Origin of the sequence: Halorarius halobius (assembly GCF_024298865.1) — an archaeon.
GTDB classification, from domain to species: domain Archaea; phylum Halobacteriota; class Halobacteria; order Halobacteriales; family Haloarculaceae; genus Halorarius; species Halorarius halobius.
This window is the reverse complement of the sequence record NZ_CP101161.1, coordinates 2,768,526-2,790,156: the sequence shown is the minus strand read 5'-3', so window position 1 is coordinate 2,790,156 and position 21,631 is coordinate 2,768,526. Positions and strand designations below refer to the sequence as shown.

The window sequence follows — 21,631 nt, the reverse complement described above, 5'->3', positions numbered from 1 at the left end:
CATGTTCGACGAACTCACTCTCGACTCGCGTGCAGTCAGCGAAACCATCGGTGCCATCCTCGTGTTCGGGCTTCTCGTGGCCGTCATCTCGGTCATCCAGGTGCAGGCCGTCCCTGACGCGAACGCCGAAATCGAGTTCGACCACAGCCAGGAGGTGACCAACGACATGGCGAACCTCCGGGTCGCCACCTGGGAGGCCGTCGCCAGCGGCAACAGCCGTGAGGCCGCGGTCAAACTCGGCGTCGACTACCCCGCGCGGCTACTGTTCTACAACCCCCCGCCAGCGAGCGGTAGACTCTCGACGACCGACAGGGCGAACATCACCGTCGAGAACGTCACCAGTTCGACGCAGGCCGGCACGCTGTTCGACAACGTCCCGGTGTACCGCGTCGGGACGAAGGCGCTCACCTACGACATCAACTACAACGTGTACGGGAGCGAACCGGTCCGGACGCTGGAGCCGACGGCCTACTACGAGCGGTTCGACAACGAGACGCTCGTCAAGTCGAGTTCGTTCATCGACGGCCGCGAGATAAGCCTCGTCGCGGTCGGTGGCAACTACTCGGAGGGCGGCGTCACCGCCGAGGCCGTCACGGCGAAGTCGCTGTCGGGGCCAATGAGCGAGTACGAGGTTTCGAACAACGCCAGCGGCCCCATCAACGTCACCGTGCCGACGAAGCTCTCGCTGGAGAAGTGGAACGAGACGCTGTCGGACGAGTACACCCCCTCGGGCGCGTCGGTGAATGGGAGCGGGACCGTCGCCGGCAACGGCCACATCTCCGCGGTGCGCTACAAGCCGCGCTCCGGCGAGTTCAACCACCTGACGGTCGTCTTGGAGCCCGGCCAGTACACCTTCCGTACGGCGAAGGTCGGGTTCGGGACCGGGGGCGACCCTGGGCCGAGATACCTGACTACTACAGTGACGGACAAACGGTCGACTGCCGGGGTCATTGTCCGCGATGAGTTTCACAATCCGGTTGGCGGCGTGACGCTGTGGGCGAACACCTCGTCCGGCACTCTCTCCAACGGGACCGTTTCCGCGCAAAGCGTCCGTGTCACGACCGGCCCGAACGGCGTAGCCACGGTAGAACGAGTTGGCGCTACCGCGACGACGGTTGAGTTCTCAGAGGATTTGAACAATAGTGGAACGGTAGAGCCTAAGCTTGAGGAATTGGATGGCTTCTTTGGTGGCAAAGATGCCCCGATAGTGTTGGGTGATGCCAGCCAGGCAAACAATGATGAGCTAACTATCGAATTGGTTAATACGGGCTCGACAAGACAGATTTCTAGCATTACTCTCGCACATATATCATATGCCGATAACAAGACAGTTGCAGGAGCCCCGAGCCTGGTAGGTGGCACAGCATGTGACCTTGCAAGTCTTCTCACTGGAAGTTGTGAAGATGCTAGTCTAACAGCGACTGGCACAACCGCTCTAAAAGATGGTCCAGATAAGATTACAGAACTAAATGGAACTAGCACCAATATCGTGGAAAAATCTGGACCAGTTGTTCTCAGCAGTGGGCCCACTGTCCCAAGTGGTAGTTCACAGCTCACGCTACAATTTGACGAAGAAGTCCCACTTGACACAGATTCAGGTGATGCAATTATATTAGAAATGACAATCGTCTACGACAGCGGCTATAGCGAGACATACAGCGTCCAATTGTTCGCCAACGAAGCGTAGCAACCCGGTAATCTTTCTCGGATTATCGGCTGTCTCTCCGTTACTGGACTCGATATCGCCGTGAACAGCAGGGTGAATCCGGAAAGTGCAAGTTGCGTCCGATTCGGACCACACTTCCCACACGACATAGACCACCCTTTCATTACAGATGGGGTCCAACCCCTCGTGAAGGTACATGGGTGAGCAAGCCACGGTGCTGGTGGTCGAGGACGAGGAGGCGCTCGTCGAGATCTACACCCACTGGCTCACGGAGGAGTACGAAGTCCGCACCGCGAACGGGGGCGAGGAGGCGCTCGAGCGACTCGACGGGAGCGTCGACGTGGTGTTGCTCGACCGCTTGATGCCGGGGATGACGGGCGAGGAGGTGCTCGGTCGGATTCGCGGGCGGACGAGCGAGTGTCGGGTGGCGATGGTGACCGCGGTCGAGCCCGATTTCGACATCCTGGAGATGGGGTTCGACGACTACCTCACCAAGCCGGTCGGGCACGAGCAACTGCTGGAGACGGTCGAGGGGTTACTGGAGCGGGGGACTCACGCGGAACTGGAGCGGGAGCTGTACGCGCTCGCATCGAAGCGTGCGGCGCTCCAGTCGTCGAAGTCGCCGGCGGAACTAAACGACAGCGAGGAGTTCGAGGAACTGGAACGGCGCATGGGCGACATCCGGAAGGAACTTGAGACGTCGATGTCGTCGATGGATGACGGGGAGTTCGTGGCGATGGTCCGTGAGATAGAGGACGAGGCCAGCCGCAGGGGGTCAGAGTGACGTATCCGGCGGGGGACATCTCCGATGGGCTCTCGTTCGACCCCGGGACGAGCCTGCTCATGTCCGGCGAAGCGCCGCCGGTCCGCGAGCGAGTGCTGGACGCGACGGCCGAGGGCCTGCGCGAGGGCGAGACGGTGCTTCTCATCACGGCGGACCGCTCGGCCGAGCGCATCGTCGACGCGCTCGACGACCGCGGGGGAGTCGACCCCGCTCGGGTCGGCATCGTCGACGTGACGAACGACAAGGGTGCGACCGAGGTGGAGGGCGTGCAGGTGAGTCAGCTATCCTCGCCCAGCGACCTGACGGGCATCAGCCTGGAGTTCGCCAAACACCTCGAACGGTTCGAGTCGGCCGGGCAGGCCGACCGTGTGCGGGTGGGTCTGCTGTCCGTCTCCACGCTGATGATGTACGGCGAACTCCAGACGGTGTTCCGGTTCCTGCACGTGTTCACCTCGCGCATCCGCTCGGCGGAGCTGTTCGGGCTGTTCGCGCTCCATCCCGACATGCACGACGACAAGGCGACGAACACGGTCCGGGCCATCTTCGACGCGGAGGCGACCATCACCGGCGACGGCGTCGACCTCCGGGGCACCGGCTACGCCGACGCGTAGCGGTCAGTCGCCCGGCACCGCTCCGGGCGCGGGCGACGACTCCTGGTACAGGAAGAGGAACACGAGCGTGGCGGCCGCGATGAACGCACCGGCGACGCCGAACGCCACGCCGACGGAGGTGGCGTCCCAGACGACGCCGACGGTGACGGGGCCGGCCACCTGCCCGACCTTCCACGCGACCGAGCGGAGCGACATCGATCCGGCGACGGCGTCGAACGCCTCGCCCTCTTCGACGAACAGCGCCATGCTCGCCGGGAGTCGGATGCTGTCGGCGACGCCACAGACGGCGTAGGCTCCCGCGAGCACGAAGAACGCCGGCGGGAGCAGTAGCGACCCGGCCGCGATTGCACCCCCGAACGTCGGCAACGAGACGCGCATCGTCGGGAACACCGCGGGGGCGAACTCCGCCAGCGGGATGAGGACCGTCCCGAGCGCGTACAGCAGGGCCCCGACCGCGACGAACAGATGTTTGTTGCCGAGGCGGTCGGTGGCGTCGCCGACCACCCCCTGCGTGAGCGCCTTCGTGAGTTTGCCGCCCGCGAGCAGGCCGCCGACGACGAACGGGTTCATCCCGAAAGCGGTCCGGGCGTAGATGGGGAGGAAGGTGATGACGCACATCTTCCCGAAGGAGAGCCCGAGCCGGAAGGTGACGAGCGCGCGCACTGGCCCCCGACCCAACAGCGTCCGGAGCGTCTCCGTGCCGGTCGCCTCCTCGGGATCCGTCCGTCCGCCGGGGTTGTCACGGAGCACGAGAAACACCGCGGCGAACGCGACGACCGTCACCGCCGCCAGAAGGGCGTACGCCTCCGTGAACCCGTAGACGGCCAGCATCGCTCCGCCGACGAGGTCACCGAACAGCGACGAGAACGCGCCCACCTGGTTGTAGGTGCCGAGCCACAGCCCACGACCGTCGTCGGGTGCTATCTCCCCGACGACGGTGGACCCGGTTATCCACAGGAGGCTCGCTCCCACCCCCTGTACGACGCGCATCAGAATCACGTCTGCCACGCTCGAAATCAGCGCGTAGCCGACGAACACCGCGACGTTGAGCACGAGCCCCGCCAGCAACCACCGTTTCGCGTTGCCGGTGTCTATCTTCCGACCGAGCGGGAGCACGATGAGCAACTGGACGACGGCGAACGCCGTCCCGAACAGCCCCTCGACGCTGGAGGTGGTGCCGAAGGCGTCGGCGTACAGCGCCAGCGCGATGGCGATGGTCGAGTACGACTGCGCGCGAGCGAACGCCGTCCCCGACAGCGCGAGGAACTCCGGGTCGCGGAACGCACGGAGCGACGACACTACCTCGAGTGACTCGGCGGCGGACCAAAAGCGGACGGAAAGCGGACGGAAAGGTGACCCCTACAGTTCGATGCGCTCGACGAGGCGCTCGTCCTCCTCGTGGGTGTTGATGGCGACGATGCGGACCCAGTCCTCCAGCCCGGAGTCCTGCAGTTTCGCCTTCAGCAGTTCGTCCACCTGGTAGACGCCCGCCGCGTCGGTCATCTCTATCTCGACGAGCACCGGCCGGTCGTCGCCCTCCGCGAGGGTGACCCGCGTGATGGCCTGCGAGGAGAGCGTGTTGATGCCCCTCCCGCCCCGCTCGTAGGGAATCCGCGAGCGACCCCGTTCCATGTCGAGCGCGTCCGCGACCCGCATCACGCCCGCCTCGGTCGTCAGCGGGTCCTCCTCGGTGTGGTGACAGAGGATGGCGTGGAGCGTCTCCCCCTTGACGCGGACGGCCTCGCCGGCGTCGTAGAACTCCGGGAGGATGCGGTCGAGCACGTCGGCGGCCAGCGGGATGGAGTAGTAGGCGTGTTCGTCGCGGTGGACGACGTGGCCGATGTCGTGCAGGGTCGCCGCCAGCGCGATGATGACCGCCTCGTCGGCCTCCTCGAGCCCCTGGTCGGCCGCGCCGTTGAACTCGACGCCGCCGCGCTTCAGCAGGTCGTACAGACACAGAGCGCGGTGGCGGACGATTTGGATATGCGTCTCGCCGTGGTCGTTGTACCCCTTCCGCTTGACGGGGTTGACGTTCTGGGCCTGCAGATACGTCCGTATCTCGGGGTCGTTTTGAACGAACTCGAGCACGCGGTTCACCCGCTCGTCGGGGAACGCGTGAGTGGCGCTCGGGTCGTACTCACGACCCCCGGCTTCGACGTCGCTCATGTCGGACCCGAGGGGGCGCGGCGCGAAAAGGATTCGGGCCTCAGGCGGCCTCCGCGGCGTCCGCGACCGCGTCGTAGTCCGGTTCCTTGCCGGGATGGTCGCCGACCCAGGCGTACGAGACCGTACCGTCGCCGTCGACGACGAACACCGCCCGCTCCGCGACGCTGGCCTCGCCAGTCTCGACCCCGGGCACGTCCAGCCCCGCGAGGTCCATCGCCACCCCGTACGCCTCGCTCACCTCGCCGGTCACGTCGCTCACCAGGTCGAACGGGAGGTCCTCCTGGTCACGGAACTCGTTGAGGGCGAACGGCGGGTCCGTCGAGACGCCGTACACCGCCGCTTCGCCCGCGAACTCGTCGATACGGTCCCGGAACGTCCGCATCTCGCCGGTGCAGACGCTGGTGAACGCGCCGGGGAAGAACGCGAGCACGATGGGACCGTCCTCGATTCGCTCGGAGAGCGTGAACGACTCGATGTCGCCGGTCGCAAGCGGCGCGGTGAACTCGGGTGCGTCGTCGCCTTCGGTTACCATACGCCAGACTTGCCGCCGGGCTGTCAAGAGGGTTCGTGCTCCGGCAGAAGACTTACAACTCGGAGAAAGGCCTACAAGTCACCTCCCGAACGGTCGGGTGATGCTCGAACTACTGACCCCGGCACAGCTCGGCATCCCCGGCGGACCGGAGCTACTGCTGGTCCTGCTGGTTGCCGTGCTGCTGTTCGGCGCGAACAAGATTCCGAAACTGGCACGCTCGACCGGCGAGGCCATGGGCGAGTTCCAGAAGGGGCGCGAGGAAGTCGAACAGGAACTGGACGAGATGCGCGGGAGTGACGCGTCGACGACCCCCGCGACGGAGACCGCGAGCGACGGCTCGTCAGGAAAAAGCCTATAATCGGGAGCGGGTAATCCACGCACATAGATGCTCGAACTACTCACCCCGGCGCAGCTCGGCATCCCCGGCGGGCCTGAGCTGCTGGTCATCCTGCTCATCGCCGTGCTGCTGTTCGGCGCGAACAAGATTCCGAAACTGGCACGCTCGACCGGCGAGGCCATGGGCGAGTTCCAGAAGGGACGCGAGGAAGTCGAACAGGAGCTCAACGAGATGCGCGAGGGCGCGACGGGTTCGGAGACGGAGACGACGACCACCTCCGAGACGACCACCGAGTCCACAGCGGAGACGACCACCGAGACCGACGAGACGACCCAGAACTGACGGGTACCCCACCACTTCTCTCGACGCCACCGGACAGCGGCGGTGCTCCGCAACCGTTTTCTCGCGGGGGGCGGTGCTCCCGGTGGGACGTGTGGCCTAGTGGACCAGGGCGAGGGGTTCCTAACCCCTAGAACGCGGGTTCGAATCCCGCCACGTCCGCTCGTTCGTCGCTTCGCTCCTCACTCGCGGACGTGGCGTAGTTCGCGCACGCTCCGCGTGCGCTCACTCCCGCCACGTCCGCTTCCTCTCTCCTGCCACGTCCGCTCCCTCTCTCCTGCCACGTCCGCTCCGCTCGCCTCCTTTCACTCTCGGCACGGACGCTCCCGCCCCGACGCGGCTCAGACCGGAATCCGGTCGAGGCGCCGGTTTAGCTCCACGTCGAGCCACGCGGTCAATTCCCCGACCGGTTCGTCGACGAACTCCGCGGTCCGGTCGAGGTAGCCCGACACCCCGAGCAGGCGGACCGCCTCGTACAGGGGTTGGCGGCGCTCGAACCCCTCCGGGAGGCCGCCAGCACGTTCGCGATAGCCGTCGTGGAAGGCGTCGACGACCGCCGGAGGGGCCTCGCCCCGGAGCGGGTCGAACTGTTGGTCGCGCGCCCGGACCACGTCACGGGCGGGGTCCCCGACGTGGGCAATCTCCCAGTCGAGGAAGCCGACCTCGTCGTCGACGACGAAGCAGTTGGGCTGGGCTGGGTCGCCGTGCAGGAGTGCGGCGGGCGCGTCGTCGAGGAGGGGTGCGGCGTCCCGGACCGCCGCGACGACGGCCTCGAAATGCTCGCTCCGTCGGTCGCAGGGCGCACGCGACTGGAGGTTCCGAACCGTGTCGACGAGCACCTCCGACCACGGCGCGGCGTCGACGTCAAGGCCGTCGCCGGTGCCACCGACGACGTGGCCGTGGCTGTCGAACCGGTGGTCGTGAACGGTCGCGAGCGACCGACCGACGCGGCGCGCGAGGCCGCGTCGCCCGTCGGCGTCCGCGTCGTCCCACCGACGAATCAGCGGGTCGCCGTCGACGGGACGGGTGACGAGATACGGCGGGTCGCCGCCGGCGTCGGCCGCGAGCACGTCGGGGACCGGGACGCCGTCGACGCGCTCGACGACGGCGCGCTCGCGGGCGATGCGGATGCCGTCGCCGTCGCTGGCGATCTTCAGGTAACACCGGTCGCCGTCGGCGAACTCGACGCCGACCGTGTGGTTCGCGTCGTTCCACGACGGGCCGGCCGCGCCGACGCGGTCGACTGTGCGGTCCGGGAACGCGGCCTGGAGGGCGGCAGAGACCCGTTCGTCGTCGTCCATGTCGCTGGGAGTCGGTGGCCCGGAAAGGCTCTTGTGGTGCCGTGTGAGCCCGTCACGGAGTCACTCGCGGGGGACGAACCGGACCGCGATGTCGCGGTCCGGCTGGAGGTTGATGGCCGAGTCCACGTCGACCGGGGGCGCGTCGTGTGGCTCGTCGCCGACGAACTCGACGCGGTGGGTCGCGAGCGTCGTCGCCAGCACGACGGCCGCCTCCGTCGTGGCGAGCGACTCCCCGAGACAGGCGTGGCGGCCACCGGAGAACGGGTAGTAGGCGAACTCGTGGCGGCCACCGCCGTCGAACCGGTCCGGGTCGAATCGGTCCGGCTCCGACCAGAACGCGTCGTCGCGGTGGGTGACGTACGGGCTGAGGAGGACGTGCGACCCGGGGGCGAGCGTCGTCTCCCCGTCGGTGAGCGTCACCCGCTCGGCGACCGTCCGCCCGAAGACGGGGAGCGCGGGGTAGAGCCGGAGCGTCTCCTGCCATACCTGCCGCGTGAACGGGACGGCGTCGAGGAACTCCTCGCCCGTCTCGGGCGACGGCTTCTCGGACATCGCGGCATCGGCATCCGGCAGGTCGCCCAACAGCACCGTCTCGCGGGCCTCGCCGTGAACGCGCTCCTGGACCTCCGGGTGGGCGGCCAGCAGGTAGAACGCCCACGTCAGCGCGGCGCTGGTGGTCGCGTGGCCGGCGATGAGCAGTCCCATCACCTCGTGGCGGAGCGTCTCGGGCGTCACGCGGTCGCCGGTGACCGGGTCCGGCCGCCGGAGCCACGCGCCGAGCGCGTCGTCGAACGCCAGGGGCGTCCGCTCTCGCCGGGCGATGATGGCCGCCGCCGCGGTCCGGAGCGTCTCGATGGCCTCCTCGACGCGGCGGTCGTGTCGCCGTGGTAGCGCGACGTGGGGGTCCGAGCCGATGGCGTCGCGCACCCTGGCAGGGAGGTGAATCTCCGCGGGGACGTGACGGGTGACGTGGCTCGTGACGAGCTGGAGCTGCCGGCGCTTGAACTCGTCGCGGAGCGTGTCGACCGCGTCGATTATCGCCACCTCGTGGGCGCGCACGTCCGGGCCGAACAGCGTGTCCCCGAGCAGACGAAGCGAGAGCCGCCGCATCGCCGGCAGGAGCCGTACACCCTCGCCGCCTGCCGTCCGGATGCGAGCGCCGTCGGGCACCGTCACCGGTCCGCCGGGCGAGTCGTCGTCCGCCAGTTCCGCCAGCGTCGCCAGCGTCGTCCCGACCTGGTCGGAAACGGCGCTGGCGGCGGCCGCCGCCGTGAACTCGGGGTTGACCAGTCGGAGCCGCTTGACCCACTCGCCGCCGCCGTCGTCGGCGGTGAGACTCACGATGCTGTCCTGGACGACCCGCCCGAAGTCCCGCGACCCCGGAACGTCGAGCGCCCGGAACGTCTCCGGGTTCCGCTGGAGGACGAACTGTACGTCGTCCGGGTGCGACAGCAGGGTCACGTTCGCGTCGAGCGCGGGATGTATCGCGGGAAGCGACACCCGGTAGCCGTATCGCTCCCTGAGGAGCCGAGCGAACACCACCGGGTCGTCGTTGACCAGCGACGGCACCAACTCGAACACCGCCGGAAGCGTCGAGTCGCCCAGCGCCGGCAGGACGCGACGGTACGGAAGTGCCATGAATGTTAACGTTTGACACGAACACGTATGTGTCTCACGGTGGTTCGCCGACGGACCGCACGCCGAGGCGTCAATCCGGGACGGAGGCAGACCGGCGCGAGACCGTCAGACGGCGTAGCTCCGCGGGCGAAACCGCCCGCCGAAAGCGATTCTACCGCGCGACCGCTACCCGGTCCATGGCCGTGACCCTGCTGTCGTTCAACGTCCGATACAGCGGACTCGATACGGGCGACCGGGCGTGGGAGCGGCGACGCGACGCCGTCGCGAGCGTCGTCGCGAGGGCGACACCGGACGTGCTCTGTCTCCAAGAGGTGTGGCGCGGACAACTGACCGACCTCCGCGAGCGACTACCGGACTACGCCTGGGTCGGCCGCTCGGTGGCCGGCGGCGAACACACGCCCGTCGGCTACGACGCCGACCGCTTCGCGCTCGACGACTGGGGTGCGTTCGGTCTCTCGGAGACGCCCGAGGCCCCCGAGCGGCCGGGGTGGGACGCCGCGCTTCCACGGGTCACGACGTGGGCGCGACTGTGGGACGGCGACCGGTCGCTCACCGCCGTCAGCACCCACTTCGACCACGAGGGCGAGCGGGCACGCCGGGAGAGCGCCGACCTGCTCGCCGACTGGGTGACCGACCGCGAGGAGCCGGTCGCTCTCGCGGGAGACCTCAACTGCGAGCCCCACGACCCCCCACACGCGCGGCTCGTGGACGAGGGACCGCTGGCCGACGCCGGGAGGACCGACGGCGCCGCGTCGAGCGTGCCGACGTTCACCGACTTCGGCGGACCGGACGGCGGGCGACGACTCGACTACGTCCTCCTGACCGACGAACTCCGCGTCGAGCGGTTCGACGTGCTGGACGCGCGGCCCGACGGTGGCTACCCGTCTGACCACGACCCGGTCGTGGTCGACCTGGCCTGGCGGTAGCCGCGTCTCAGGGCTGTCGCTCCGGCGCGAGCGCCCCGGTCACGTCCGGAAACAGCGCGTCGAGGTCCGCCTCCGGGTCGGCCAGCGCGTAGTCGTCGCCGTCGCGTTCGACGACGCCCGCGTCGGTCAGGTGGACGAGATGTGCGTGTGCCTCGCCGGGGCCGTGCAGGATGTGGATGCCGTGCAGGTCGCCGAACAGGTGGGCGCCGACTGTCCACGGGTCCGCCGGGCCCGTCTCGTCGAGCACGTCGACGACCCGACCGGTCCGATGGCGATGGTGCGCGATGATGTCGGCCGCGCGGCCCGGCGGGTCGACGATGGCGCCGCGGTGGCCGGGCCACGCGCGGGTGTACCCTCGGTCGACGACGCCCGCGAGCGTGTCGAGATACTTGCTCAAGGCGGCCTCGACGCGGGTGTCCGCGCCGCCGACGTTCGGCGTGTAGTACGGGAGGAGCGCGTCCCCGGGGAACAGTTCCTCCCCGTCGCGGCCGTCGAACGCGAACCCCGAGAGGCCGGCGCTGTGACCCGGGAGGTGGACGACCTCGAGGTCGACGCTCCCGGCGTCGAACCGGTCGCCGTCCGTGAACGTCGTCACGTCCGGTGGCCGGCCCTCGCCGTCCTCGCTGGTGAGAAAGCCGAGCAGTTGCTCGCGCTTCCCGTCGGGCATCCCCCACTCCTCGGTGAGTCGGCGGAGTCGCGCGTTCATCGACTCCTGGGCCTCGGTGTCCTGGGCGATGAGCGGCGCGTCCTCGGCGTGGGCGTGGACCGAACAGCCCGATTCGGCCTGTATCTCGCCCGCGAGGCCGACGTGGTCCTGGTGCCAGTGGGTAAGCAGGACCCGCTCGACGTCGGCGAACTCGAGGCCGTGGGCCGCGAGGTCGGACTCCAGTTGCTCGCGCGTGTCGGGGTGGGCGATGCCGGTGTCGACGAGCGTCAGGGTGGCCCCCGGCTCGGTCCCGAGGACGTAGCAGTTGTTCTGCCCCTCGAACTCGTGGTTGCCGAGCTGTACCTGCTTCATCTCGAACGGGAGCGAGGGCACGTCCATCTATCCTCCAGCGACGCCGGGGGCGACTATGAGCGTGTCGCCACCGGAGAGCACCCGGTCGAACGCCTCGCCCACGGGGTCGCCATTCACCGAGACGGCGATGGTCGGGCGGACGTCCCCGTCCCCGTCGAACAGCAGTGGGCCGAGCCCCTCGTGCGCGTCGGCGAGCGCGTGGAGCGCCTCGCGGACGGTCGTTCCGGCCTCGAACTCCCGGGTTCGGCGTTTCGTGCCGACGGCGTCGCGGACCGTCGCGTAGAACTCGCAGTCGACCTGCACGGGCCGACCTCGGTGCGGTCGGCCATCAACGTTCGGGCGGCACGTGGCCCCGGCGCCACGGCAAATACCCACGGAGTGACCCGGCTCAAACCCTTTCTGTCGGGCGGTTTTCTCCGATGCATGGACGAGCGACCGCTCTCGCGACGCCGACTCCTGAAGGGAGCCACGGCCGCTGGCCTCGGGACCACGCTCTCGATGGGGTCGGCCGGAGCCGTGCAGGCCAGCGACGACAAGCCGGACCTCGACGAGGTGGACCCCGAACGGTTCAGTTACGACGACGCCGTCGTCGAGTACGAGCAGATATCGACCCGGACGGGCGCCGATATCTGGGTGGACATCGTGCGCCCGGACACCGACGAGGAGGTACCGACCATCATGGTCGCGTCGCCGTACTTCAACACGCTCGGACGCGGCTGGCGCCGGCAACTGAAGGACCCCCACTGGGACCAGCGTGACGTGCCCACCTCGCCGGGCGTCCCGGGACTGGGTGGCGGCGAGTCGGTCCCGTTCCCCGAGTGGTACGACGAGTACTTCGTGCCGCGGGGGTACGCCGTCGCCCTGCTGGACCTGCGGGGGACCCGCAACTCCTCGGGCTGTCAGAAGTACGGCGACCGCGACGAGGTGTACGACATCGTCGACAGCATCGACCACCTCGTCGAGCGGGACTGGTCGAACGGCGCCGTCGGGATGACCGGCGGGTCCTACGACGGGACGATGGCCATCGGCGCGGCCGCCGAACAGCCCATCTCGGGTCGCCACCCGGAGGCGCTGAAGGCCGTCATCCCCATCCGGGCCATCGGTCGCTGGTACGACTACGCGTTCGTCAACGGCGCCCAGATACAGGGCCAGTCGCTCGTCACGCCGTCGCTGTTCACGGAGGTGCTCCCGGCCGCCGACACGCAGAACAGCGGCCTCGACGACGACCGCTACCCCCTGCACGTCCTCGAACGGAAAGCCTGCATGGGGACGTTCGGCGCGGCGGTCTCGCAAGGTCACGCCAACCCCTACCAGGACGCGAAACGCGACTTCTGGCGCGAGCGGTCGTTCACCAAGGACGCCGCGGGCATCAACGCGGCGACGTTCATCATCCACGGGCTGTTCGACTACAACGTCAAGAGCCACAACGTCGGCTACCTGTGGGAGGCGCTTCCCGACGAGTTGCCGACGAAACTGTGGCTCTACAACGGGAAGCACGGCGACCCCCACGTCCCCGAGAGCGAGGGGGGCGCGAAGATAACGCACCCCTTCCGGGAGAAGTTCGTCGAGGCGACCCACCGCTGGTTCGCCCAGCATCTCAAGGATATCGACGCGGGCGCTCACGCCGACCCGGAGTTCGAGGTCCAGCGTGAGGACGGGTCGTGGGAGAACGGCGGCGCCTACCCCGCCGCCGAACGCGACCGGACGCTGTATCTGAACCCCGACGGCACGCTCTCGGCATCGAGCGGGGAGGGTGGAACGGCCGCGTACGCCGACGGCCCCGCATCCGACGCGCCGGAGTCGGTGACGTGGGTGACGGAGCCGCTGGAGCAGGACCTCCGGCTCTCCGGCCAGTTGGGGTTCCATCTCGGCATCATCCCCGAGGGTACCGATGCCACCACGGCCGTCGAGGTGCTGGACGTGCCGCCGGGGGCGGAGCCGAGCGACCCGACGACGGTGAAACACACGCCGGACCGCGACCAGCCCCTGCTGGCCTCCTACGCCTGGATGCGGGCGTGGTACCGCGACAGCGTCCCGATGCGCGGTCGCTCGACGCCTACGGCGGGCGACGCGCTCAACCCCGGCGAACTGGAGGAGGTGACGTTCGGGTCGCTGTACACCGACCTCGTGGTGCCGGCGGGCCACCGACTCGCGTTCCGCGTCTCCGCGGCCGCGGGCGGAACCCTCGCCTCCGAGCAGGGCGGCACGGTCCGGGTCGCGTGCGGTCGGAAGGGGTCGCGGGTCCACCTCCCGGTCGCGCCCCTCGACCCCGACTACGAGGGGAACGACCGCGGCGGCGCAGACGACTCGCCGCTGTACGGCGACCCCGAGGGGTACGACGCCTACCGCGAGGACCGCGACTCGTCGTTCGACGTGCCGAACCTCCCGAATCCCACGTCGTAGCCCGAACAGCGTTAAACTCGCTTCCCGTTCTGGGAAACAATTTTAACCGAGCCGGCCGCTCGATCTACCATGAGCCTCACGAGCACGCCCGAGACCCGGTTCGACGACGTCCCTGACTACGACTACCCACACGAGACGGTCGAGGTGACCGACGACGGCGCGGAGATGGCGTACGTCGACATCGAGGGCGATGGCGAGGAGACGTTCCTGTGTCTCCACGGGGAGCCGACCTGGGGGTTCCTCTACCGGAAGATGGTCGACCGGCTGGCAGAGCGGGGCCGCGTCGTCGTCCCCGACGCCATCGGGTTCGGCCGCTCGGACAAGTACACCGAGCGCGACGAGTACAGCTTCGAGATGCATTACTCGGCGTTCGAGCGGTTCCTCGAGGAGTTGGACCTCGACGACATCACCCTCGTCTGCCAGGACTGGGGCGGCATCCTGGGGCTGACGCTCGCGGGCCACCACCCGGAACGGTTCGCCCGGCTGGTGCCGATGAACACGGGCATCCCGCAGGGCACACAGGAGATGCCCCCGGAGTGGGAGCAGTTCCGCGAGTTCGTCGAGGGGGTCGAGGAGCTCCCCATCGGCATGCTCATCCAGAACGCCACTGCGACGGAGCTGTCCGACGAGGTGCTCGCGGCCTACGAGGCGCCGTTCCCGGACGAGGATTCGAAGGCCGGCGCCCGCGAGTGGCCCGACATGGTGCCCCGGAAGGGCGGCGGCGACGGCGCCGAGATGACCCGCGCGGCCGCCTCTCGGCTGAAGGAGTGGGAGAAGCCGGCGTTCGTGCTGTTCGCGGACTCGGACCCAATCACGCGGGGCAACCGCGACCCGCTCCGGGACCTGATTCCGACGGCCAGCGACCAGCCGGACGTCTGGGTCGAAGGCGCGATGCATTTCCTGCAGGAAGACGCCGGCGAGGAGATAGCCGACCGCATCGTCGCGTTCGTCGACCGCAGTTAGCCGACGGTCGTCGCCACGCCCTTCGTCTGCCGGTAGTCGGAGTCGAGTATCGCCCGGAGCGTGCCGAGCAGACGCTCCCGGTCGCCGGCTTCCCACTCCTCGGGGTCCCTGACGGGGACGACGAGAAAGCCGCGGCCCCGCACCTGCCGCGCGTGGAGCGCGGCCGCGTCGCTCGGCAGTTTCCGGGCCAGCGACGTGTGTTCACGCAGACAGTAGTCGAGCGCACGGTCGCCCACCGGCAGGAGGATGTGGGCGTTGATTGCACGCAGTTCCGCGTCGAGGAACCGCTCCATGTCGGCGAACCCGGCGTCCGTCGGCGGGCCGTCGGTCACCTTCGGGTGGGCGTAGGAGAGATACAGGTTCTCCGCGTCCGGGTCGTCGGCGTACGATTCGGCCAGCAGTCCCACCTCGTGCAGGACGGACTGGATACGCTCGCCCGCCAGCGAGTCGGTGAACGGCACACCGGTGTCGGCACCACCGTGGGCGTACGGGGACTCCCCGACGACGTGGAAGTCGGCGTTGGCGTCCCCGTAGCCGTACACCGCCCGGCCGTCGACCCGCATGCCGAACGGGTTGCTCGTCTCCTCGGTGACGTTCTCCACGCCCGTGAGGACGCGAGCGCGGACGAAAAGCGTTACTCGACGACGATGCCGCCCTTCATGCCGAGGCTCTTGTGCGGACCACAGAAGTAGAGAGCGACCCCGGCGTCGTCGAACGACTGCTCGTAGGGGTCGCCGGACTCCTTGGGGTCGCCACTGGTGAAGTCGAAGTCCGACTGGAACTCACCCTCGAAGGAGTCGCTGGCGACCGACTCGACGTTGTGGAGGCTCCCCTTCCCGGTCCACTGCCACGAGACGGTCGTTCCCGCATCGATGCGGACCGCCGCGGGAGCGTACGCGAAGTTGCCGCCGTTGCCGGACGCACCGACCTCCACCACTACCTCGTCCGTTCCGGTCTCGTCGACGACGGTACCCTCGAAGTTCCCCGCCGCGGGGTCGGCGTTCAGGAACGCCGCGACGCGGTCCGCCGGCGACCCATCACTGCCCGACGTGGGACTGTTGCCGCCGTTCCCGCCACCGGTCCCGGTACAGCCGGCGACGCTCGCCAGCAGTGCCGCCGAGCCGCTCGCCTTCAGAAATCCTCTCCGGCCGAACGATGTCTCGTGCATACGGATAGTAGTTGGTAGGCGATGGGCAAGAACGGGGAGGAGGCGAACGCTACCGTGTCACAGGTTCGTGTGAATCTGACGCGGGCGCTGGCACCGCTTACTCTCCGCGGTCCAGTAGCCGCGCCACGCGGTCACGGATGCGGTCGCGCTGGTGAGCGGCGACGCCCGCGGCGGCCGCGCCCGCGGCCAGGTTCGTGTTGGCGCCGGCCACGACGTTGCTCCGGATGGTGCCGGGAACCGCGTACCAGGTGTCGCCGCCGTCGGGGCTCACCTCGACGGGGCCGAACGTGTAGGCGCCGGATTCGGCGGGCGCCTCGACGAAGTAGCTCAGGCTGTCACCGACGCCGGCGTCGGCGGCGAACTCGACGAACGTGGACCCACCGCCGTCGTAGGTGCCGTCGTCGTTCGTACGGTCGCCCGCTCCTGCGGCGACACCCGACTGGCCGAGGTCGTCGCCCCCGACGACAGACCACGACGAGGGGAGGCGGTCCCGTACCGTCAGTTCGTCGTACCGGCCCGGGAACACGTCGAGGACCGTCTGGTTCGTCTGCCCGGCGGTGAAAAGCGAGCCGTCGTCGCTCACGTCGACGCTGGCGGTGGCCGGTGCGCCGCCCAGCGGGACGCCCTCCGCCTTGATGGCGTGGACGCCCTGGTTGATGTCGGAGGCGAACGTGACGCCGTTGGACTGGACGGCGCCCCAGCAGTTCGGAACGACCGTCGTGAGCCCCTGCATCCGCGACGCCTCGGGCGTGCTGTACTTCGGCCGGGAGTAGCCCTGCTCTTCGAGACGGAAGGCTCCGGGCGACGGCTCGGTCATCTTGAGGAACCGAACGCCGCCGTGGTAGTGAGCCTGATGGACCCAGAGTTCGCCGTCGTGGACGGCCACGTCGGAGTTGTGCGGCGACAGCTCGAAGTTGCCGAACGAGAACGCCGTGTCGTCGCCGTCGCTTTTCTTCTGCCACTCCCAGGAGCCGACGTCGCGGAGTTCGACCACGTCGCCGTCGGACTGGAGGTCGACCGCCAGCCCGGCCTCGGCGTCCGCGTCGTACAGCCCGGAGGCGTCGACGAGGTAGACGTTGCCGGTGCCGTCGGCGTCGTCGGCCGCGGTCGGCGTCTCGTGGCTGGCGACGCAGAACCGCTTGAGGCCGGCGTCCGTCTCGACGAGTTCCGGTGCGGGGCTGGCGAAGTGACAGCGGCCGGTGCCGTTCATGTCGAAGTGGCCGACGAGCTCGAGGTCCTCGGGGTTCGAGGCGTCGAGTATCTGCAGTCCGTTGCCCCAGTAGGAGAGATACAGGGTCGGCTTGCCCGTGACGGGGTCGTCCTGCAGTTCGACGTCGTGGATGTACGCGAGGTCCGCGCCGACCTCGCCCTGCCGCGTGTCGCCCGACAGCGCCCACCGGTTGACCAACTCGAGGCCGCCGCTCGTCCGGTCGAACCGGAACACGTACATCCCGGTGGTGCCGTCGCCGGTGTCGTGGATGGCGAACACGTACTCGTCGCCGCCGATGCGGTGGTGGTAGAGGTTGTGGACGCCGGTGCCCGACACCTCGAACGCGCCGACGAGTTCGGGGTTCCCCTTGTCGGAGACGTCGACCGCGACGACGGCACCGGGTGCGATGGTCGCCGAGTGGTCGTCGAGGTTCGGCGTCGGGTCGCGGGCCTCGCTCCGCGAGGCCGCGCCCACCGGGTCTGCCGTCGGCGAGGGGAACAGCGCCGTGTACGGCTGGGTGCCGAGGAACACGTAGTCGCCGTCGTCGCTCACCTTCAGGTCCATCACCGCCGCCGCGCCGTTGTTGTTCCGTAGGAAGGAGACGACCGACACGCTCCGGCCGTCGAGGTCGCTCGGGTCATCGGCGGCGTTGAACGCCGAGATGTCGAGTATCGCCATTCCGCGACCGGGCGTCGGCCGGTCCGAGGAGAAGAAGGCGACGTACGCGTAGTCGCCGCGCGTCCGTATCTCGGTGATGCCGCCGTAGTGGGGGTCACGGGACTCCGCGTTCGGGTTGGCTTTCGGGGCGCCAGCGTCGCCGAGCGCGTGGTAGCCGACCGGGGTGGCGTTCGCGTGGCCGCCGGGCCGGTCGGACGCGTCCTCGGGGGAGGACTCGACGCCCGTCGTCGAACTGGACCCCCACTCGTGGGCACTCGCCGTGCCGGTGGCGGCCACGCCGAGCGCGCCCGCCGTCGCCTTCAGCACCGCACGCCGCGTCGCGTCGGTCATGTCGTCTCGCTCCATGGGATACCGACACGCACTCCCAGCCACCCAAGAAAGGTTCTGACAAACGCGTCCAAACGTCGGTCTCGAATGCTCCAGACGCCGATCTGTTCCCGCGGAGGCGTGACCGGGGGTTTTGCCCCTGCGGCCCCTACCTCCCCCATGACCGTCCTCGTGTTGGGCGACCAGTTGCACCCCGACCGCGGCCCGGTCGCGGACGCCGACGAGGTCCTCATGGTAGAGGCGCACGGCTTCGCGCGACGGAAGCCGTACCACCCGCACAAACTGACGCTCGTGTTCGCGGCGATGCGGCAGTTCCGCGACCGTCTCCGGGACCGGGGAGTCGCGGTCGAGTATCACACCTGCGAGACGTTCGCGGAGGGGTTCGGCGCCCACTTCGGGGCGCATCCGGCCGACCATCTCGTCGTGATGGAACCGGCCAGCCACGGCGCGGGCGACCGGCTGACCGACCTGGTCGAGGCCCGAGGCGGGACGCTGGAGGTCGTGAAAAACGACCTGTTTCTGTGTGACCGCGACCGCTGGCGGGCGTACGCCGGCGACCGCGAGCCGCCGTATCGCCACGAGGCGTTCTATCGGCACATGCGCCGCGAGACGGGGTATCTGATGGCCGACGGCGACCCCGTGGGCGGGGAGTGGAACTACGACGAACAGAACAGGGAGACGCCGCCCGCCGAGTACGAGCCGCCCGCACCCCCGTGCTACGAGCCTGACGAGACGACTCGCGAGGTGAGCGAGTGGGTTCGCGAGACGTTCGACGGACCGTACGCGGAGGGTGGACACGACTGGGCCGACCCCGAACCGTTCCGCTGGCCGGTGACCAGGGAAGCGGCGCTGGACGCGCTCGACCGGTTCGTCGACGACCGGCTGGCGATGTTTGGCCCCTACCAGGACGCGATGGTCCGCGACGAGTGGGCGCTCCACCACAGCCTGCTGTCGGCGGCCATCAACGTCGGCCTCCTCCACCCCGCAGAGGTGGTCGAGACGGTACTGGAGGCGACACGCGAGCGCGAAGACGTGCCCCTGAACAGCGTCGAGGGGTTCGTCCGGCAGGTCGTCGGCTGGCGGGAGTTCACCCGCCACGTCTACCGGGAGACGATGCCCGACCTCGAGGACGCAAACCAGCTAAACGCGACCGAACCCCTTCCGGAGGCGTACTGGACCGGCGAGACGGCGATGGCCTGTCTGGGCGACGTGGTCGAGGGCGTCCGCGAACGGGGGTACAGCCACCACATCGAGCGGCTGATGGTGCTGTCGAACTTCGCCCTGCTTCTCGGAGTCGACCCCGCGGAGTTGAACGACTGGTTCCACGCCGGCTACGTCGACGCCTACCACTGGGTGACGACGCCGAACGTCGTCGAGATGGGGTCGTACGCCGCGGGCGCGTTCGCCACGAAGCCGTACGCCGCGAGCGCGAACTACGTCGACCGATTATCCGACTACTGTGGCGACTGTCGGTACGACCCCGACGCGACGGTCGGTGCGGACGCCTGCCCGTTCAACAGCCTCTACTGGGCGTTTCTAGACCGCAACGAAGCCGAGTTGCGCGAGAACCACCGGATGGGACTGGTGTACTCGCATCTCGACGACAAGCGGGGCGAGGAACTCGACGCCATCCAGGAGCGCGCGGCCGCGGTCCGCGAGGCCGCCCGCGACGGGGACCTGTAGTCAGTCGCCGGCGGCCGCGCAGTTGTTCGGGCCGAGTTCCCACTGGAGCGCCTCCTCGTCCTCGGGCGTCTCGTGGCCCCTGTTCGTGTCGATGACGGACTCGTAGTTGGGCGGTTTCTCCGGCACGGTCTCGGTCAGCGACTCGACGAAGGCGTCCTCGTCGCGCTGGAGCACCGACAGCCCCGTCCGCAGGTCGCCCACCGTCGCCGTCACGGGCTCCGCCCGCAGGACCCCCGACTCGTGGCCCGGGAGTACGGTCACGGAGTCGGGTTCCGCGAGCAGGGTGCCGTGGAGCGATTCGTACAGCAGTTCGGCGCCGGTCGCGGCGTCGCTCTCGCCGAACTGGAGTTCCGTGCGGCCGACGCCGTCGACGAACAGCGTGTCGGCAGTGCAGACGGCCGCGTCGTCGACGAGGTAGCTGACCATCTCGCTGGTGTGGCCGGGCGTGAACAGCGCCTTCACGTCGACGGTGCCCACCTGGACGACCTCGTTGCGGTCGAGCGGTTCGTACTCGTAGGCGACGCCCCGGTCGGTGGCGTTCGCGCCGAGATGATAGGGGACGTCGAGTTCGTCCGCCAGTTTCCGGCCGCCCGAGATGTGGTCCGCGTGGACGTGGGTGTCGAGCACGCGGACGATGTCGTAGCCGCGCTCGTCGGCCGCCGCGCGGAACTCGTCGGTGTGGCGGGTCGCGTCGACGACCGCCGCCTGCCCGGTGGTGGGGTCGCCGACCACGTAGCCGAGACAGCCCTTCGCGCGGCGCTGGACCTGCACGATTTCGACGCCATCGACGTCGAGGTCGACGTGGTCGTACACGGCGGACCACGCCTCCATCCCGCCCTCGACGACGCGGACGTCCTCGAACCCGTCGGCCTCCAGTTCCGCGGCGAAATCCTCCGACGAGATGCCCTTCGCGCAGATGGTGACGATGGGAGTCTCTTCGGTGAGGTCGGTCTGCTCGCGGAAGTCGGCGGGGTCGAACGTCTGGAACGGCTTGTACTCGTACTGGAGGGCGCCGTGGATGTGCCACGCCTCGAAGCTCTCGGCGTCGCGTGTGTCGACGAGCGCGAACTCCTCGTCGGAGTCGAGCACGTCCCGGAGTCGCTCGGCGGAGATACTGCGTGCCATACCCCGGAGTCCGTGCCCGAGCGGTAAAGTATTGTTCGTCTCGCTCAATCGTCGTCCCAGGGGACGACCTCCTCGCTCCGGAGTTCTCCCTTGGCTCGCCAGCGCCGGGGACGGCACGCCACGGCCAGCGCACCGAGCACCGCGAGCGCGACGACGCCGGTGACGATACTCCCGGGAACGACGCCGACGGCGGCGCTCGTCGGCCAGTCGGCGCCGTGGAACGCGGTCACGCGGAACGTCCACGCCCCGACGACGACACCCAGAAGCGGGAGGTAGACGCGCCTGAGCCGGTGCGCGAGCGCCTCATCGTACGTTATCTTCGGGTCCGGCGAACGGTAGTCGGCGGCGAGTCGCTCGCGCCACGTACCGTGTTCGATGCCCTCCGGCGGGTCCAGCGCGTGTGCGAACACGTTCTCCTGGAGCGTGCGGACCCGCGAGCGCCACATGTCGTAGCCGCGGTAGCGACGGGCCTCTATCCACAGGAACACCGTGAGCATCACGCCCCCGACCAGGATGACGTAGTGGGGGTTCTGCTCGCTGGTGAACGCCCACGTCAGCACCGCCGCAAGCACCGTGACTGCCCAGTTCGTGGTCCGGTCGAGCCGCTCGCGCCAGAGCTTCATCCGGTGAATCTCGCCGCGGTACAGATGCGCAAGCGGCGACCCCGGGTCGCCCTCGAACATGTCGCCGCCGAGCTTCTGGTCGGGACCTCCCATCGTGTGACGACCAGTAGCTATCGGAGGCCGATAAGTATTG

At 68.7% G+C, this 21,631-nt stretch carries 21 protein-coding genes and 1 tRNA gene; 10 read left to right on the top strand and 12 right to left on the bottom strand.

Going from position 1 to position 21,631, the window contains the following annotated elements; all coding sequences use genetic code 11:
* The first annotated feature begins 1 nt into the window (after position 1).
* The 3 genes from NL112_RS14925 to NL112_RS14915 all read left to right on the top strand — a co-directional run bounded on the left by NL112_RS14925 (position 2) and on the right by NL112_RS14915 (position 3,061).
* Positions 2 to 1,687, top strand: a complete 1,686-nt coding sequence (locus tag NL112_RS14925; protein WP_255149641.1) for an Ig-like domain-containing protein — start codon at positions 2 to 4, stop codon at positions 1,685 to 1,687.
* Between the two features lie 175 nt (positions 1,688 to 1,862).
* Positions 1,863 to 2,450: a response regulator transcription factor gene (locus NL112_RS14920; RefSeq protein ID WP_255149640.1), complete on the top strand. Its 588-nt coding sequence runs from the start codon at positions 1,863 to 1,865 to the stop codon at positions 2,448 to 2,450.
* A complete protein-coding gene (locus NL112_RS14915; protein WP_255149639.1) occupies positions 2,447 to 3,061 on the top strand; it encodes a DUF7504 family protein in 615 nt (204 codons plus the stop codon). Before NL112_RS14920 ends, NL112_RS14915 begins: the two co-directional genes overlap by 4 nt.
* 3 nt (positions 3,062 to 3,064) lie before the next feature.
* Here the strand turns inward: NL112_RS14915 and NL112_RS14910 are convergent, their stop codons facing one another.
* The 3 genes from NL112_RS14910 to NL112_RS14900 are packed head-to-tail and all read right to left on the bottom strand — an operon-like array spanning position 3,065 to position 5,759.
* Positions 3,065 to 4,360, bottom strand: coding sequence for an MFS transporter (locus NL112_RS14910; RefSeq protein ID WP_255149638.1), 1,296 nt, complete (start codon positions 4,358 to 4,360; stop codon positions 3,065 to 3,067).
* Positions 4,361 to 4,420: 60 nt separating this feature from the next.
* On the bottom strand, positions 4,421 to 5,227 hold the full coding sequence (locus NL112_RS14905) for an HD domain-containing protein (RefSeq protein ID WP_255149637.1): 807 nt from the start codon (positions 5,225 to 5,227) through the stop codon (positions 4,421 to 4,423).
* A 40-nt stretch (positions 5,228 to 5,267) separates the two neighbouring features.
* Positions 5,268 to 5,759 carry a redoxin domain-containing protein gene (locus tag NL112_RS14900; protein WP_255149636.1) on the bottom strand — a complete coding sequence of 164 codons (492 nt, stop codon included), beginning with the start codon at positions 5,757 to 5,759 and terminating at the stop codon, positions 5,268 to 5,270.
* Between the two features lie 100 nt (positions 5,760 to 5,859).
* Here NL112_RS14900 and NL112_RS14895 point away from each other — a divergent pair, with 100 nt between their 5' ends.
* The 3 genes from NL112_RS14895 (at position 5,860) to NL112_RS14885 (ending at position 6,597) form a co-directional block, all read left to right on the top strand.
* A complete protein-coding gene (locus NL112_RS14895; RefSeq protein WP_255149635.1) occupies positions 5,860 to 6,117 on the top strand; it encodes a twin-arginine translocase TatA/TatE family subunit in 258 nt (85 codons plus the stop codon).
* A 27-nt stretch (positions 6,118 to 6,144) separates the two neighbouring features.
* Complete coding sequence (tatA, locus tag NL112_RS14890; protein ID WP_255149634.1) at positions 6,145 to 6,438, top strand: twin-arginine translocase TatA/TatE family subunit; 294 nt, start codon at positions 6,145 to 6,147, stop codon at positions 6,436 to 6,438.
* An 85-nt stretch (positions 6,439 to 6,523) separates the two neighbouring features.
* Positions 6,524 to 6,597 (top strand) — tRNA-Arg (locus tag NL112_RS14885).
* Positions 6,598 to 6,776: 179 nt separating this feature from the next.
* Here NL112_RS14885 and NL112_RS14880 read toward each other — a convergent pair.
* Together NL112_RS14880 and NL112_RS14875 are read right to left on the bottom strand one after the other, a co-directional pair.
* On the bottom strand, positions 6,777 to 7,736 hold the full coding sequence (locus NL112_RS14880; RefSeq protein WP_255149633.1) for a phosphotransferase family protein: 960 nt from the start codon (positions 7,734 to 7,736) through the stop codon (positions 6,777 to 6,779).
* Positions 7,737 to 7,796: 60 nt separating this feature from the next.
* Complete coding sequence (locus NL112_RS14875; RefSeq protein WP_255149632.1) at positions 7,797 to 9,374, bottom strand: cytochrome P450; 1,578 nt, start codon at positions 9,372 to 9,374, stop codon at positions 7,797 to 7,799.
* Between the two features lie 176 nt (positions 9,375 to 9,550).
* Here NL112_RS14875 and NL112_RS14870 point away from each other — a divergent pair, with 176 nt between their 5' ends.
* Positions 9,551 to 10,300, top strand: coding sequence for an endonuclease/exonuclease/phosphatase family protein (locus NL112_RS14870; protein ID WP_255149631.1), 750 nt, complete (start codon positions 9,551 to 9,553; stop codon positions 10,298 to 10,300).
* Positions 10,301 to 10,307: 7 nt separating this feature from the next.
* Here the strand turns inward: NL112_RS14870 and NL112_RS14865 are convergent, their stop codons facing one another.
* Together NL112_RS14865 and NL112_RS14860 are read right to left on the bottom strand one after the other, a co-directional pair.
* Complete coding sequence (locus NL112_RS14865) at positions 10,308 to 11,318, bottom strand: MBL fold metallo-hydrolase (protein WP_255152608.1); 1,011 nt, start codon at positions 11,316 to 11,318, stop codon at positions 10,308 to 10,310.
* A 27-nt stretch (positions 11,319 to 11,345) separates the two neighbouring features.
* Complete coding sequence (locus tag NL112_RS14860) at positions 11,346 to 11,621, bottom strand: ubiquitin-like small modifier protein 1 (RefSeq protein ID WP_255149630.1); 276 nt, start codon at positions 11,619 to 11,621, stop codon at positions 11,346 to 11,348.
* Positions 11,622 to 11,741: 120 nt separating this feature from the next.
* On the opposite strand from NL112_RS14860, the gene NL112_RS14855 reads away from it, so the two are divergent.
* Both NL112_RS14855 and NL112_RS14850 read left to right on the top strand, forming a co-directional pair.
* The gene (locus NL112_RS14855; protein ID WP_255149629.1) at positions 11,742 to 13,721 is read left to right on the top strand and encodes a CocE/NonD family hydrolase; all 1,980 of its coding nucleotides are present in this window, start codon (positions 11,742 to 11,744) and stop codon (positions 13,719 to 13,721) included.
* Between the two features lie 69 nt (positions 13,722 to 13,790).
* Entirely contained in the window at positions 13,791 to 14,684 is an 894-nt protein-coding gene (locus tag NL112_RS14850; protein WP_255149628.1) for a haloalkane dehalogenase, read from the top strand.
* Here the strand turns inward: NL112_RS14850 and NL112_RS14845 are convergent.
* The 3 genes from NL112_RS14845 to NL112_RS14835 all read right to left on the bottom strand — a co-directional run bounded on the left by NL112_RS14845 (position 14,681) and on the right by NL112_RS14835 (position 18,085).
* Complete coding sequence (locus tag NL112_RS14845; RefSeq protein ID WP_255149627.1) at positions 14,681 to 15,286, bottom strand: uracil-DNA glycosylase family protein; 606 nt, start codon at positions 15,284 to 15,286, stop codon at positions 14,681 to 14,683. The genes NL112_RS14850 and NL112_RS14845 overlap by 4 nt on opposite strands.
* A 32-nt stretch (positions 15,287 to 15,318) precedes the next feature.
* Positions 15,319 to 15,852, bottom strand: a complete 534-nt coding sequence (locus tag NL112_RS14840; RefSeq protein ID WP_255149626.1) for a halocyanin domain-containing protein — start codon at positions 15,850 to 15,852, stop codon at positions 15,319 to 15,321.
* A 97-nt stretch (positions 15,853 to 15,949) separates the two neighbouring features.
* Complete coding sequence (locus NL112_RS14835; RefSeq protein ID WP_255149625.1) at positions 15,950 to 18,085, bottom strand: LVIVD repeat-containing protein; 2,136 nt, start codon at positions 18,083 to 18,085, stop codon at positions 15,950 to 15,952.
* Between the two features lie 141 nt (positions 18,086 to 18,226).
* Here NL112_RS14835 and NL112_RS14830 point away from each other — a divergent pair, with 141 nt between their 5' ends.
* Positions 18,227 to 19,750, top strand: a complete 1,524-nt coding sequence (locus NL112_RS14830) for a cryptochrome/photolyase family protein (RefSeq protein WP_255149624.1) — start codon at positions 18,227 to 18,229, stop codon at positions 19,748 to 19,750.
* Here NL112_RS14830 and NL112_RS14825 read toward each other — a convergent pair whose 3' ends face one another.
* On the bottom strand, positions 19,751 to 20,875 hold the full coding sequence (locus tag NL112_RS14825; RefSeq protein WP_255149623.1) for an MBL fold metallo-hydrolase: 1,125 nt from the start codon (positions 20,873 to 20,875) through the stop codon (positions 19,751 to 19,753). It lies immediately after the preceding gene.
* A 44-nt stretch (positions 20,876 to 20,919) separates the two neighbouring features.
* Positions 20,920 to 21,591, bottom strand: coding sequence for a DUF2270 domain-containing protein (locus NL112_RS14820; protein WP_255149622.1), 672 nt, complete (start codon positions 21,589 to 21,591; stop codon positions 20,920 to 20,922).
* Positions 21,592 to 21,631: the final 40 nt, after the last annotated feature.

What these genes read in the sequence shown, in the direction of transcription:
- NL112_RS14905 (WP_255149637.1), bottom strand. Translation starts at nt 5,227, where the DNA reads ATGAGCGACGTCGAAGCCGGGGGTCGTGAGTACGACCCGAGCGCCACT.
- NL112_RS14875 (WP_255149632.1), bottom strand. Translation starts at nt 9,374, where the DNA reads ATGGCACTTCCGTACCGTCGCGTCCTGCCGGCGCTGGGCGACTCGACG.
- NL112_RS14900 (WP_255149636.1), bottom strand. Translation starts at nt 5,759, where the DNA reads ATGGTAACCGAAGGCGACGACGCACCCGAGTTCACCGCGCCGCTTGCG.
- NL112_RS14855 (WP_255149629.1), top strand. Translation starts at nt 11,742, where the DNA reads ATGGACGAGCGACCGCTCTCGCGACGCCGACTCCTGAAGGGAGCCACG.
- NL112_RS14840 (WP_255149626.1), bottom strand. Translation starts at nt 15,852, where the DNA reads ATGCACGAGACATCGTTCGGCCGGAGAGGATTTCTGAAGGCGAGCGGC.
- NL112_RS14925 (WP_255149641.1), top strand. Translation starts at nt 2, where the DNA reads ATGTTCGACGAACTCACTCTCGACTCGCGTGCAGTCAGCGAAACCATC.
- NL112_RS14850 (WP_255149628.1), top strand. Translation starts at nt 13,791, where the DNA reads ATGAGCCTCACGAGCACGCCCGAGACCCGGTTCGACGACGTCCCTGAC.
- NL112_RS14895 (WP_255149635.1), top strand. Translation starts at nt 5,860, where the DNA reads ATGCTCGAACTACTGACCCCGGCACAGCTCGGCATCCCCGGCGGACCG.
- NL112_RS14880 (WP_255149633.1), bottom strand. Translation starts at nt 7,736, where the DNA reads ATGGACGACGACGAACGGGTCTCTGCCGCCCTCCAGGCCGCGTTCCCG.
- NL112_RS14920 (WP_255149640.1), top strand. Translation starts at nt 1,863, where the DNA reads ATGGGTGAGCAAGCCACGGTGCTGGTGGTCGAGGACGAGGAGGCGCTC.
- NL112_RS14825 (WP_255149623.1), bottom strand. Translation starts at nt 20,875, where the DNA reads ATGGCACGCAGTATCTCCGCCGAGCGACTCCGGGACGTGCTCGACTCC.
- NL112_RS14870 (WP_255149631.1), top strand. Translation starts at nt 9,551, where the DNA reads ATGGCCGTGACCCTGCTGTCGTTCAACGTCCGATACAGCGGACTCGAT.
- NL112_RS14865 (WP_255152608.1), bottom strand. Translation starts at nt 11,318, where the DNA reads ATGAAGCAGGTACAGCTCGGCAACCACGAGTTCGAGGGGCAGAACAAC.
- NL112_RS14830 (WP_255149624.1), top strand. Translation starts at nt 18,227, where the DNA reads ATGACCGTCCTCGTGTTGGGCGACCAGTTGCACCCCGACCGCGGCCCG.
- tatA (WP_255149634.1), top strand. Translation starts at nt 6,145, where the DNA reads ATGCTCGAACTACTCACCCCGGCGCAGCTCGGCATCCCCGGCGGGCCT.
- NL112_RS14835 (WP_255149625.1), bottom strand. Translation starts at nt 18,085, where the DNA reads ATGGAGCGAGACGACATGACCGACGCGACGCGGCGTGCGGTGCTGAAG.
- NL112_RS14820 (WP_255149622.1), bottom strand. Translation starts at nt 21,591, where the DNA reads ATGGGAGGTCCCGACCAGAAGCTCGGCGGCGACATGTTCGAGGGCGAC.